The organism is Flavobacterium akiainvivens, assembly GCF_001278115.1.
GTDB classification, from domain to species: domain Bacteria; phylum Bacteroidota; class Bacteroidia; order Flavobacteriales; family Flavobacteriaceae; genus Flavobacterium; species Flavobacterium akiainvivens.
The window spans coordinates 1221074-1234820 of the sequence record NZ_LIYD01000005.1; the positions used below are offsets into that span (position 1 = coordinate 1221074).

Below are 13747 nucleotides of genomic sequence, written 5' to 3' on the forward strand. Positions count from 1 at the left end.
CATGAAAGCAGACCTAATACTGTACAACGGAAAAATACACACCCATGCGGCCGAAAACAGGGGCGCTACCGCTGTGGCCATTAAAGACGGCAAATTTATAGCTGTAGGTGCAGATAGCGATATCATGACCTTTAGCACAGCATCAACCAAAATAATAGACCTCAGGCAAAAGCGTGTGGTGCCCGGCATAAACGATTCTCACATACACCTTATCCGGGGAGGGCTTAACTACAACCTTGAGCTGCGGTGGGACGGCGTACCTTCTCTTGCAGATGCCATGCGCATGCTAAAAGAACAGGTAGACATAACCCCCGCACCCCAATGGGTGCGCGTGGTGGGCGGCTGGAGCGAGTTTCAGTTTGCCGAAAGGCGCATGCCTACCCTGCAGGAAATAAACGCCATAGCACCCGATACCCCCGTGTTTATCCTGCACCTGTATGACAGGGCGTTGCTAAACGCAGCGGCGCTAAGGGCTGTGGGTTATACTAAAGATACCCCTGCCCCTCCGGGCGGCTATATAGAGCGCGACAGCAACGGCAACCCTACAGGCCTGCTTGTTGCATCGCCCAATGCCATGATACTGTATTCAACTCTGGCTAAAGGGCCTAAACTGTCTTACGAGCACCAAGTTAACTCTACCCGCCATTATATGAAGGAACTCAACCGTTTTGGCATTACCAGCGTGATAGACGCAGGCGGTGGTTTTCAGAACTTTCCGGATGATTACCAGGTGGTAAACGAGCTGAACGAAAAAAAGCAGCTTACCGTGCGCATTGCCTACAACCTTTTTACCCAACGCCCCAAGAACGAGTTTGAAGACTTTAGCGAATGGATAGATTCGGTAAAACTGTACCAGGGCGATGATATGTACCGCCACAACGGTGCGGGCGAAATGCTGGTGTTTTCGGCAGCCGACTTTGAAGATTTTTTACAGCCAAGGCCCGATTTGCCCGAAAACATGGAGGCCGACCTTGAAAAGGTAGTCAGGTTGCTGGTAGAAAACCGCTGGCCGTTCCGCCTGCACGCTACCTATAACGAGAGCATTACCCGTTTTTTAAATGTGTTTGAAAAGATAAACAGGGAGGTTCCGTTCAACGGCCTGCCGTGGATTTTTGACCACGCCGAAACCATTGACGAGCGCAATATAGAGCGTGTAAAAGCCCTTGGCGGAGGCATAGCCGTGCAAAGCCGCATGGCTTACCAGGGCGAATATTTTACTGACCGTTATGGTGCCGCTGCCGCAGAAAGCACGCCACCCATTAAAAAAATGCTGGAAATGGGCGTGCCCGTAGGCGGTGGCAGCGATGCTACCCGTGTAAGCAGCTACAACCCGTGGGTAAGCATGTACTGGCTTACCGTGGGCAAAACCGTGGGCGGCCTGCAACTGTATACCGATACCCGCCTGAGCCGCGAAACCGCACTGGAGCTCTACACCCGCGGCAGTGCGTGGTTCAGCCAGGAGCAAAACAAAAAGGGCGACATACTGCCCGGCATGCTGGCCGACCTTGCCGTGCTAAACCGTGATTTCTTCAGCGTAAGCGACGAAGCCATTAAAAACATTGAGGCTGAGCTGACGGTAGTAGACGGCAAGATTGTATATGCCAAAGGCGACTTTGAGTCATACTCACCGCCACACATCCCCATATTGCCTGATTGGTCGCCCACTAAAAGCTACAACGGCTATTATAACGCGGCAACGCACGGTGGGCACAACCACAGCCACAACCTGTTTAAAAGCGAGGCCAAAAAAGGCATTACGGCACAGGTGCACAGCTGCTCCGGCAGTTGCGATGTGCACGCCCACAATCACGATACCGCCCGCCTTAGCAACGTTCCTGTTAATAACTACACGGCATTTTGGGGCGCACTGGGCTGCTCGTGCTTTGCCTTTTAAAACATAAACCTATGGATATTATAAACCTGTTATTAGCTTCAGATGCCGGCAGCCCGTTTAACAACGCCGCGCTGCTGGCCTTCAGGGTACTGCTGGCCTTTGAGCTGTTCCGTGTGCACGGGCTTAAAAAGTTCAGGCTGCAAAACGGCGAAAAAGAGCACGTGCCCAACCCCCTCCACCTGCCCGATGCCCTAAACAACTGCGTGGCCTCGTTTTCAGATACCGTAGTGCCGGTATTCCTGGCGCTGGGGCTGTGTACCCGCCTTGCCATACTGCCCACCATTGGCGTAACGGCCATAGGCTACTTTGTGGTACACCGCCACGACAGCCCCGAAGTGCGCGACGTGCCCTTTATGTACACCCTATGCCTGCTGCTCATGCTGGCCCTTGGCGGGGGTACGTATTCATTGGATACTTACATACTAACCCTTTTATAACACAACCATGCAACCCAAAATAGGAATTAATTCAGAACACCTGGCCGCTGTGGCGCATTCGCTAAGCCAGCTCCTGGCCGATGAATTTGTACTCTACACCAAAACCAAAAAAGCCCACTGGAATGTAGAAGGCCCTGATTTTTACAACAAGCACCTGTTCTTTGAGCAGCAGTACACCCAGCTTGACGATATTGTAGACACCGTTGCCGAACGCATCAGGATGCTGGGCCACTACGCCCCCGGCACGCTTAAAGAGTATTTAGAGCTCACCCACCTTTCGGAAACATCGCCCGAAAAAAACGACAGCCTGAGCTACATCCGGCAGCTCCTGGCCGACCACGAGAGTATTATGATTCACCTGCGCGAAAACATTAACCGTTATGCTGCAACGCTTAAAGACCTGGGCACCAGCGATTACATAACCGGCCTTATGGAAACCCACGAAAAAATGGCGTGGATGCTCCGCGCGCACCTAAAATAACAGCTATGGACCAAAAGAACATTAACACCATAACCCTTGTGCTGGCCATAGTGGCAGGCTATGCCGATACCGTTACCTTTGTGGCGGCACACAACATATTTTCGGCACACGTTACAGGCAACTTTATTGTTTTTGCCTACCAGATTGTAACCGGCGCCAGCATAGATGCATGGATAAAATTGATTACCTTTCCGGTATTTATTGCGGCAGTAATGTGCGGCGGGTGGCTGTCTAAAAAAACAGGCCAAAGCAACCTGCTGTTAATTGAGGCTGTGCTGCTTACCATAGCCGGCGTAGTGGCATTTGCCCTGCACCTGCAAAACCAGGATTCGCTGGTTATGTACATAATAGTGCTTATAATTGTGTTTGCCATGGGGCTGCAAAATGCCTTTGGTAAGGTATATGCAAAAGCCACCCACGGCCCCACCACCATGATGACGGGCAACGTAACCCAGGCATCACTCGACCTGCGTGCCGTTTTAGTGGGCGATAACAAGGCCGAAGCCGCATCAAGCCTCAAAAGGCAGTCGGTTACCATATTGGGGTTCCTGGCGGGCTGTTTTGCAGGGGGCTTTTTAGGGCGCGAGTTTGGCCTGGCAGCCGTACTGGCAGCCGGTGTATGCATGATTGTGTGCTATGCCCTGTCTAAAAAACAAGTTTAATTAAACCGGTATATGAAGTTTTACATCCTGCTTGCCTCCCTGCTTTTTACAGCAACCTGCCTTAGCCAAAACTTAGGCAAACAAGAAGCTGCACGCATAAAGCAGCAGGCAGAATCGTATAAAACACTGGGGCTAAACGAACCTTTTGAAGCATTTCCAAAAAAAGTGGGCTATTTTCAAAAGGCGGCGTCGCTGTACAAAAAAGTGGGAGACAGCATAGAGTATGCACAAACCCTGTGCGAACTATCGGTAATTTATAATAGTGTAGACAGTATAGATGTGTCTATTGACTATGCACGGCAGGCGGTTTCCATCAAGAAAAGGGTTAAATACAACAACCTGTTTAATGAGTATACCATGCTCGGGCTTAATTTAAGGGTTCAGGGCAAGTATAAAGAAGCCCTTGGCTATGCCCTTGGCGCTGAAAAAACAGCCGACTCTGAAGATGTAAACCAGGTGTGGCTGGGCATTTTGTACAACCTTATCGGCACCATATATTCTGAGCTTAATTATCATGATAAATCGATAGAATACTACAAAAAGGCCATTGAACAGGCCCAAAAAAGCAACGATACTGAAGGCGTTTACGCTATTAAAATAAACACGGCAAGGGGCCTGCTCGAAAGGGGTAAAGCTAAAGAAGCCCTGGATATACTAAACAACGGCCCTAAATACACCCCGGGTAACGACTGTAATGTAGAGTACCTCTCTATGTATGTATTAACCTATTGCAAACTAAAGCAGTTCAACAGGGCAAAACCGTATTATGACCAGCTGCTTAAATGCAGTACCGGCAAGCGCAAAAACCACATCGAAAAAGAAAAGGTGTACTATGCCATTATACAGTACCTTATACAAACCGGTCAGGCCGATAAAACCTATACCTACCTTGACGAATTGCATAAACTGTCTGGCACACACAACGACCTGTACAACCTGGCCGAACTCGAAATGACGCATTATCAGGCCGATTCGGCTACAGGAAATTACATGGGTGCCATAGCACATTTAAAAGAGTTTAAAAACCTAAACGATTCACTCTTTAACATTAACAGTGCTAAAGAATTAGGCGATTTGCAGCTTAAGTATGAAACCGAAAAGAAAGACAAAAACATAAAGCTGCTTAAAAAGCAGAGCGAGCTGCAAAACGAGCGCATTAATAACGAGGTAATTGTGCGCTATGTGTTTATTGCCAGCCTTGTAATACTGTTTATTATACTTGGGTTGCTGTACAGCAGGTATTGCACCAAACAGCGCAACAACCGCATACTCGAGGCGCAACAGGCCGAGATTAACCGCAAGAACACGGTTTTACAGCACCTTGTAGAAGAAAAAGAATGGCTGCTTAAAGAAATTCACCACCGGGTTAAAAACAACCTGCAAATTGTTATAAGCCTGCTCAATACCCAAAGCGCCTACCTTGATAACGAAGATGCCCTGCTGGCCATACAAAACAGCCAGCACCGTATGCAGGCCATGTCGCTCATCCACCAGAAGCTGTACCAGACTGAGAACCTGAGTACCATAGATATGTCGTGGTACATTTTTGAGCTGGTCAACTACCTTAAGGAAAGCTTTGATCACGAGCGGAAGATTAAATTCAAGCTTGATACAGATAGGGTTGAGCTCGATGTGGCACAGGCCGTTCCGCTGGGGCTTATCCTTAACGAGGCCATAAGCAATGCCATAAAATATGCTTTCCCCGGCAGGGAAAAAGGCAAGGTTAGCATATCGCTCAAAAACCTGGGCAACGACTGCTACCGCCTTATTATTGCCGATAACGGTGTGGGTGTGCCCGATGGTTTTGAAGACCAGGAGCGCGAAAGCCTGGGCATGAACCTCATGATGGGGCTTACCGGCCAGCTCGATGGCGATTTTAAACTTGAAAACAACAACGGCCTGGCCGTAATAATAACCTTTACACCTAAACAGCAACTGCCTGATACCGCAGCATAATTTGAAAGAATCCATCAAAATGAAAGAGAAGATACTAATTGTTGAAGATGAATTTATTGTAGCTAACGACCTGAAAATTATGCTTACACGGGCGGGCTACCAGGTTACGGGCATTGCCGCCAGCGTAGTGCAGGCACGCAAAAGCATTGCCGATAAAAAGCCCGACTGGGTACTGTTGGATATTATGCTTAAAGGCGACCTTACCGGCATAGACCTGGCATGGGAGCTGATTGAGCAAAAGCTACCGTTTTTATACATATCGGCCAATACCAATCAAAGCACGCTGGAGGCCGTAAAAGAAACCCAGCCCTACGGCTTTATGGTAAAACCCTTCAGGGAGAAGGATTTGCTGGTAATGCTCGATATTGCCCGCTACCGCTACGGTATAGAAAAAGGCATTTCGGGCAAAGAGCCCGCATCAAAAAGCATAGACGGCATTGTGGGCCAAAGCCCTAAGCTGCAAAGCGTTTTAGACAAGGTTAAGGTGGTAGCCCCAACCGAAACATCGGTACTTATACTGGGCGAAAGCGGCACCGGCAAAGAGCGCATAGCCCATGCCCTGCACGAGCTTTCGCAGCACAAAGACAACGCTTTTATAACGGTAAACTGCGCCGCCCTGCCCGAATCGCTTGTAGAAAGCGAGCTGTTTGGCTATGAGCGCGGGGCATTTACAGGGGCTAACAGCGCCCGCGCCGGTAAGTTTGAACAGGCACACAACGGCACTATTTTTCTTGATGAAATAGGCGAACTGCCGCTTGAAGCACAGGTTAAGCTGCTGCGCGTATTACAGGAAAAAGAGGTAGAGCGCATAGGCGGCAACGGCATTATTAAAATCAATGTGCGCGTAGTTGCCGCCACCAACCGTTCGCTGGAAAAAGAAGTGGCAGAAGGGCGTTTCAGGCTCGACCTGTACTACAGGCTCAACGTGTTCCCCGTAGCGCTGCCGCCACTTAGGGAGCGCAAAGAAGATATTGAGGCACTGGCCTGCCACTTCCTTACAAAATATGCCGCCAGGGCGCGAAAAGACGTTATCGGAATTGCCCCGCAGGCGCTTAAACAATTGCAGGATTACAGCTGGCCGGGCAACATACGCGAGCTGGAACACCTTATAGAGCGCAACGTGCTGCTGGCACCGGGCAGCCACATTGAGCGTTTTGATATTGCGGAAACGGTTGCTACAACTGCACCCACGCAGGAAACAGCAGGTGGCCCGCTGCGTTCTATGGAAGATATGGAGCGCGGGCATATAATGGAGGCGCTTAAGCAATGCGGCGGCAAGGTGTTTGGCCCCGGTGGCGCTGCCGAACTGCTTAAAATGCCCCCCACTACCCTGTATGCCAAAATGAAAAAACTGGGCATACAGCAGGAATATTACTGACTGATAGATTCTTAAACCGCTAAAAAACAATACTATGGCTGATATTAAATTAGAACTCGACGAAAAAAACCACGGCGCTTTTAACCTGTATGATGAGGGTACAAAAATTGGCGAAATGACCGTGAGCATTAAGCCCGATTTGCTAACCGTATACCACACCGGGGTCGATGAAAACCAGGGTGGCAAGGGCTATGCAAAACAATTGCTGGACAACATGGTGGCTTATGCCCGTAACAACAACCTTAAGGTAAGGGCGCTATGCCCGTATGTGCACGCCCAGTTTACAAGGCATCCGGAAGAATTTGCCGATATCTGGCTAAAAGAAGCTTAAAATGAATACCGAAAGTATATTCAACATAACCCGCGTTTATGCCGATGCCCATGGCGACAGCCATTTTGAAGATAGTGTTGTCCCTCTAAAAAGCAACGGCGATATAGGTTTCCTGTCGGATGAAGAACCCGTAAAAGGCATTATTTTCAGGGAAGTAACACCGGGTTATGACTATGATTTTCATAACGCACCACAGCGGCAATACATTATATTGCTGGATGGCGGCGTGGAAATTGAAACCTCTTTGGGCGAAAAACGTACCTTCGGCACCGGCCATATACTGCTGGTGGAAGACACTACAGGCAAGGGCCACAAAACCCGTAACCTGGAGCATAAAACCCGTAAATCGATATTTATTACACTGTAAATCAACTAAAAATGGAAAAGGAAACCGTAAGGATGGAGGGCTTTAGCGATGCCATTTTTGCCATTGCCATAACGCTGCTGGTGCTGGACCTGCACATACCCGAAAAAGAGCAACTTGCCGATGCCAATGCCCTTACCGCATACCTAAAGGCGCAATGGCCGTCTTACCTGGCCTTTACGGTTTCGTTTTTCAGCATTTTTATAATGTGGGTAAACCACCACAAAATTTTTAAGCAAATTTACAGCCGCAACACCGCCATTACCTTTATAAACGGGCTCATACTGTTTTTTGCCTCGGCGGTTTCCTATCCTACCGGGTTGCTGGCGCGTTTTTTCAATACGCCGTCGGCTAACGTAGTGGTGGCACTTTACACCGGGCTTTTTATACTTATTAACCTGTCTTACTTATGGTTGTGGTATGTTGCCGGTAAAGACAAAACCCTGCTGCGCCCGGGCATAAGCAGCCGTGCCATTAAAAAAATCACGCTAAACTACCTGTACGGCCTTCCGGTTTATGTAGTGGCGTTCGGGTTGTCATTTGGCTATCCTGCGGTGGCACTTGGCCTGTGCGTTTGTTTGTGGGTGTACTGGGCAATATCGTCAGGAAAGCTTGAAAAACACGCTGTTGAATCAGCAATATAATTTGTAAGAATTAGTGCATTTCGTTACTAAATTTACGAAATTGCAGTGCCTTAAAATCCATTTGTATGCAGCACAAAAACCCCGAAGCCGATGCCCTTGTAAAAGCCATGCAGGAACGGGAACGGGCGCAACTGCTGCAACTGTCTTTGTGTACAGCCTTATCTCAGGTTACTGACCGCAACAGTTTACAACCCGTAATACAGCAGCTTAAACAACACATTGGCTTTGATGCCTTTGCCATTTGCACTACCAATGCCGCCGAAAAAGACTACGCTATTTTTTTTCACGATAACCCCAAAGCACAGGGCGATTTAAAAGGCGCCATCCACAAAGTGGAAGACGGTTATTTTAACACCACCCTTCAATCTGCCGAACCCATTGCATTTAACCTGGTTAGCGCCACAGCCAAAAACCTGCCGGTGTTTATGCTGCGCGAAAAGCAGTCGGCGATGCGCGAGGCAGTTGCCCTGCCATTGCACTACCATAAAAACAATCCGTCGGTACTGTTCCTGTTTTTTAAAAACCCACGCGGCTTTACACCCGATGCCAGGAAATTACTGCGTGGCCTCACCATGCAGCTGGCGCTAACGGTATCTAACATTCTGGTTACCGAAAAGATAGCCCAATACGGCAACGCCATTCCGCAATCGCATCCTGCCATCCCTACACCTCAAAACACTGCAAACGGTTACGCTGCCATCATTGGCCAAAGCCCCGCCATGCAAAGTGTGATAAATTTGGTTAAGCAGGTAGCCCCGTCAGATACCGGCGTGCTGCTCCTTGGCGAAAGCGGTACCGGCAAAGAGGTTATTGCCGGTGCTATACACAATAATTCCGCGCGCAGTGGTAAGGATATGATTCGTGTAAACTGCGCTGCCATACCTGCCAACCTTATAGAAAGCGAGCTGTTTGGCCACGAAAAGGGCAGCTTTACCGGTGCCGTAACACGCCGCATTGGTAAATTTGAACAGGCCAATAACAGTACCCTCTTTCTTGATGAAATTGGCGAACTGCCCCTCAACCTGCAAACAAAGCTATTGCGCGTACTCCAGGAAAGCGAGCTGGAGCGCATTGGCGGCAGCAAAACCATAAAAGTAAACGTGCGCATTATTGCCGCTAGCAACCTGAACCTCAATACCGAAGTTGCTGAAGGCCGCTTTAGGGCCGACCTATTTTACCGCCTTAACATCTTCCCCATAACGCTGCCTGCTTTGCGCGAACGCATTGCCGACCTGCCCGAACTTGCCCAGCACTTTATCACTTCTTATTGCGAAAAAGAAAACAAAAAAGCACCGGTACTGTCGGCCAAGGCATTGCATTTTATGGAATTATACCCCTGGCCGGGCAACGTGCGCGAACTGAAACACACCCTGGAACGTGCCGTGCTGCTGGCCTCTAAAACCATTACCGAAGAGCATTTACCTGCGCTTGCGCAGCCCCAGCCCACACCTGTACAGCACATTAAAACCCTGGAGGAGGTAGAAAAAGACCACATACTAAATGTAATAAGGCTGTGTGGCGGACGCATATCGGGCACTTATGGCGCGGCGGCACAACTGGGCATACCGCCCGGAACACTAACTTCACGAATGCAGAAACTGGGCATTAAAAAAGGCTTCAACTCCAAATAAAATAAAACCACCTTGTAAAATTCACGATATATCGTGAATTTTTTTTTGGCACAATTAGTCAAGTTTCTAAAAATAAGTCAGTTACAAAAAAGGCGCATTTCTTGGCTTATAGTTCATAACTATTAATCATTATAATTTAATCTTTATGAACACATCCACCCTTATCCCACAAATTGTACCTGTAGCTATTGACCCTGCCATTTCACTGCAAACCAAGCAGTTTCTTGCTGCGCTTAATTCAGGCGGTGGCGACCCGCTTGAAACCATGTCGCCCGAAGATGCCCGCCTGGTGCTTGTAGGCGCTCAAAACTCAGTATCGGTAGATTACTCAGGTATCGATGAATCTGAAAAAACCATAACCCAGGACGGCTATACCGTAAAACTGAACATTGTAAAGCCACAAGGCAGCACCGAAACCCTGCCCGTTTTCATCTTTATACACGGTGGCGGCTGGGTACTGGGCGACTACCCCACCCACAGGCGCATGGTGCGCGACCTTGTAGTGCTAAGCGGCGCGGCAGCTGTGTTTGTAAACTACACCCCATCGCCGGAAGCGCATTATCCGCAGGCCGTTAACGAAATTTATGCCGCTACCAAATGGGTGGCCCAAAACGGTGCCGAAATCAACGTAGACGGTTCAAGGCTATCTATAGTAGGCAACAGCGTGGGCGGTAATATGACGGCTGTAACCACTTTAAAATCAATAGAAAATAACGGCCCTAAACTTAAGAACATTATTATGTTCTGGCCTATTGTAGCCGCTGATTTTGAAACCGCTACCTACCAGCAGTACGGCCAGGACCGTTTTCTTACCATCCCGCTTATGAAGTGGATGTACAACCACTACACCTCTAACCTGGCTGAGCGCGAAGAAATATATGCATCGCCCATAAACGCCGGTGCCGACCTGCTTAAACAGTTCCCACCCACACTTATACAGGTGGCTGAAGCCGATGTACTGCGCGAAGAGGGCGAGGCTTTCGGACGCAAACTCGACGAAGCGGGTGTTGAAGCCACAACCATACGCTACAACGGCATGATACACGACTTTGGCCTGCTGAACCCGCTGGCACACCTGCCACAAACAAAATCACTTTTTGTACACGCTGCGGCCGAACTTAAAAAGTATCTTTTTGCTTAAATAACCACCACAATTTCAACCAATTATGCCTGCCTTAAAAATCAGGCAGGCATAATTACAAACTATAAATTATGCAAAACATCCAGCCGTCATTCGACACCGTTACCGAAGCCCTTAGCTGGCTCAACACACAGGGGTTTAACTATGATTTTAACCTTGATAACGATTGTATTCGCTACAACAGCGGCAGGCAGGCCTTGTCTCCCGGTGACTTTAATATCGAATATTTCTTTCGCTTTGAGGGCGATACCGACCCCGGCGATGAAAACATTGTCTATGCCATTAAGTCTGACACGTACAATATTAAAGGGGTTATGGTAAACGCCTTTGGCACCTATGCCGACCCTATTTCCACCGAAATGCTCAAAAAACTGTCGGTGCATTAAAACCTGCCACCTCCCTTAAAAAAAACAGCCCTCATAAAGAGGGCTGGATCTGTAAAAAAACAAGAAACAATTATTTATTTTCAAGGTCTTTAAAACCCTCTTCGGTCTTAAAGGTATCGTGCACTTTTTCGGCAACAATATCGGTTGCCACAGTAAAGTCTTTGGTAAGCTTTATATCTTCAGATGAAGCACCTACTTTAACCGTATAGGTACCTTTTTCGGCCACCCATGCACTTTGTGCATCTATAAACGATGCCAGGTCTTTTGCCTTAAGTACAAACGTGAGGGTTTGCTGCTCGCCCGGTTTAAGGGCCTTTGTCTTGGCAAAGCCTTTAAGCTCAAGGGCCGGCTTATCTTCAAGCTGTGCAGGGGCAGTAAGGTATAACTGGGCTACCTCTTTACCGGCTACCTTGCCTGTATTTTTAACCGTTACGGTAACCTTTACCTCGTCTTTAAAGGTAGTAGCGCTCAGGTTAAGGTTGCTGAATTCAAACGTGGTGTAAGACTGGCCAAAACCAAACTCATAAGACGGCTTAACTTTAAATGTATTAAAGTAACGGTAGCCCACATAAATACCCTCTTTGTAATATACATCTGTAGGGTTATTTGCAGGAAGGCCAAGCCAGTTATCTGCCGATGCATGGTTGTTGTAATCTACCGGGAATGTCATGGTAAGCTTGCCCGATGGGTTGGTTTTACCACTCAGCACATCAGCAACCGAGTTACCACCCTCCTGGCCGGGCTGCCACGCCAGTAGTATGGCATCTACCTTATCTTTCCAACTAAAGGTTTCTATTACACCACCTATGTTCATAATAACAATAACCTTTTTACCTTCGGCATGAAACGCCTCAGATACCGAGTTGATCATCTGTATCTCATCCTGTCCCAGGTAAAAGTCATTTTCTATATGGCGGTCTTCATTTTCGCCGGAGTTCCTGCCTATGGTAATAATGGCAGCGGCATCAGTCTTAGCTTTTTGGGCAACCATACCGGCATCAAGGTGCATTTCTATAAGGCGTTGCGGCACGGCAAGCAAGCCGCCGTTTTCTTCGCGGCGCTTCATTTCTTTAGCCACTACCTCTTTTACATAAGGGGTGTAAGCCGTTACCAGGTCCTGGTCTATTTTATAACCGGCATTAGTAAGGCCTTCTATTAGCGAAACCGTATAGGCCTCGTTAACGTCGCCACTACCGGTACCGCCTGCAATAAAGTTGTAAGACGTATCGCCAAATACGGCAATGGTTTGTGTGGTATTTGTATAAGGCAATACACTGCCTTCGTTTTTAAGAAGCACTATACCCTCGGCAGCGGCAGTGCGGGTTACGGCAGCATGCGCTTTCAGGTCGGGCTTATTGCTGTATTTGTATTTTTTAAATGTAGGGGTTTCTACCACATAGCCCAGTATGCGTTTCAGGCTCGTGTTTATGGCATTATTATCGGCCTTACCGCTTTTAATAGCCTCAACAAGCAGGGCGCGCTGTGCGTCCATACCCGGCATAATAAGGTCGTTACCGGCAGCAATTTGTGCAGGCACATCGCTCACCACACCTTCTTTAAGTATGTTTTCAAAACCGGGGTAACCGCCAAACCAGTCGGTCATTACATAGCCTTTGTAGCCCCACTCATCACGCAAAACCGTAGTAAGCAGGTCTTTGTTAGCCGATGCATACGTACCGTCAATCTTATTGTAGGCCGACATGATGGTCCACGGTGCCGACTCCTTAACGGCTATTTCAAAGCCGCGCAGGTACAGCTCGCGCATGGCACGCTCACTTATATGGGCATTAACCGTAAGGCGGTTGGTTTCCTGGTTGTTTGCCGCAAAGTGCTTAACCGATGTGCCCACGCCATTTGCCTGTATGCCCCTTACATAAGCCGCGGCAATTTTACCGGCCACAAGCGGGTCTTCAGAATAATATTCAAAGTTACGGCCGTTAAGCGGGTTGCGGTGAATATTTAGTGCGGGGGCAAGCAGCACATCTACACCATACTCCTTAACCTCTTCGCCCATGGCCTTGCCCACCGCTTCTATAAGCTCGGGGTTCCACGTACTGGCAAGCAATGTACCTACAGGGAAAGCTGTGGCATAAAACGTATTAGTGTTGTTTTTACGCTTAGGCTGAATGCGCAGCCCCGCAGGGCCATCGGCCACTACTGTTTCCGGTATGCCCAGGCGCGGAATGGCAGCTGTACCACCCGCAGCACCCAGTACCCTCATATCCGGCTCGCCCTCAAGGGGGGTAAGCCCGGCATAACCCGGCATACCGGGGCCTACTAATAGCAGGGCTTTTTCTTCGGGGGTCATGGCATTAATTACTTCCTCTATAGAGGCTTTGCCCAACTGTGGTGCTTTTTTTTGCGCACGGGCATATTGTACTGTAAACACAACTATTACAGCCAGTGTTTTTACAGATAAAACAGTTTTTTTCATATTTGGGT

The 13747-nt window shown here is 48.5% G+C and carries 13 protein-coding genes; 12 read left to right on the plus strand and 1 reads right to left on the minus strand.

The window, feature by feature from the left end:
* The first annotated feature begins 1 nt into the window (after window position 1).
* The 12 genes from AM279_RS05585 to AM279_RS05640 all read left to right on the plus strand — a co-directional run bounded on the left by AM279_RS05585 (window position 2) and on the right by AM279_RS05640 (window position 11305).
* Complete coding sequence (locus tag AM279_RS05585) at window positions 2-1894, plus strand: amidohydrolase (RefSeq protein ID WP_054406765.1); 1893 nt, start codon at window positions 2-4, stop codon at window positions 1892-1894.
* 11 nt (window positions 1895-1905) lie between these two features.
* Complete coding sequence (locus AM279_RS05590) at window positions 1906-2331, plus strand: DoxX family protein (protein WP_054406766.1); 426 nt, start codon at window positions 1906-1908, stop codon at window positions 2329-2331.
* 7 nt (window positions 2332-2338) lie between these two features.
* A complete protein-coding gene (locus AM279_RS05595) occupies window positions 2339-2812 on the plus strand; it encodes a Dps family protein (RefSeq protein WP_054406767.1) in 474 nt (157 codons plus the stop codon).
* A 5-nt stretch (window positions 2813-2817) separates the two neighbouring features.
* The gene (locus AM279_RS05600; RefSeq protein WP_054410151.1) at window positions 2818-3474 is read left to right on the plus strand and encodes a YoaK family protein; all 657 of its coding nucleotides are present in this window, start codon (window positions 2818-2820) and stop codon (window positions 3472-3474) included.
* A gap of 12 nt (window positions 3475-3486) precedes the next feature.
* Window positions 3487-5430: a tetratricopeptide repeat-containing sensor histidine kinase gene (locus AM279_RS05605; RefSeq protein WP_054406768.1), complete on the plus strand. Its 1944-nt coding sequence runs from the start codon at window positions 3487-3489 to the stop codon at window positions 5428-5430.
* A gap of 19 nt (window positions 5431-5449) precedes the next feature.
* Window positions 5450-6808 (plus strand): sigma-54-dependent transcriptional regulator, encoded by a 1359-nt coding sequence (locus AM279_RS05610; RefSeq protein ID WP_054406769.1) that lies wholly within the window; start codon window positions 5450-5452, stop codon window positions 6806-6808.
* A 34-nt stretch (window positions 6809-6842) separates the two neighbouring features.
* A complete protein-coding gene (locus tag AM279_RS05615; RefSeq protein ID WP_054406770.1) occupies window positions 6843-7139 on the plus strand; it encodes a GNAT family N-acetyltransferase in 297 nt (98 codons plus the stop codon).
* Between the two features lies 1 nt (window position 7140).
* Window positions 7141-7506, plus strand: coding sequence for a cupin domain-containing protein (locus tag AM279_RS05620; protein WP_054406771.1), 366 nt, complete (start codon window positions 7141-7143; stop codon window positions 7504-7506).
* 11 nt (window positions 7507-7517) lie between these two features.
* Window positions 7518-8147 (plus strand): TMEM175 family protein, encoded by a 630-nt coding sequence (locus AM279_RS05625; RefSeq protein ID WP_054406772.1) that lies wholly within the window; start codon window positions 7518-7520, stop codon window positions 8145-8147.
* A gap of 65 nt (window positions 8148-8212) precedes the next feature.
* Entirely contained in the window at window positions 8213-9778 is a 1566-nt protein-coding gene (locus tag AM279_RS05630; protein WP_054406773.1) for a sigma 54-interacting transcriptional regulator, read from the plus strand.
* Window positions 9779-9923: 145 nt separating this feature from the next.
* Window positions 9924-10919 carry an alpha/beta hydrolase gene (locus AM279_RS05635; protein WP_054406774.1) on the plus strand — a complete coding sequence of 332 codons (996 nt, stop codon included), beginning with the start codon at window positions 9924-9926 and terminating at the stop codon, window positions 10917-10919.
* A 71-nt stretch (window positions 10920-10990) separates the two neighbouring features.
* Complete coding sequence (locus AM279_RS05640) at window positions 10991-11305, plus strand: hypothetical protein (protein ID WP_054406775.1); 315 nt, start codon at window positions 10991-10993, stop codon at window positions 11303-11305.
* A 70-nt stretch (window positions 11306-11375) separates the two neighbouring features.
* Here AM279_RS05640 and AM279_RS05645 read toward each other — a convergent pair whose 3' ends face one another.
* On the minus strand, window positions 11376-13739 hold the full coding sequence (locus tag AM279_RS05645) for a beta-glucosidase family protein (protein WP_054406776.1): 2364 nt from the start codon (window positions 13737-13739) through the stop codon (window positions 11376-11378).
* Window positions 13740-13747 lie beyond the last annotated feature (8 nt).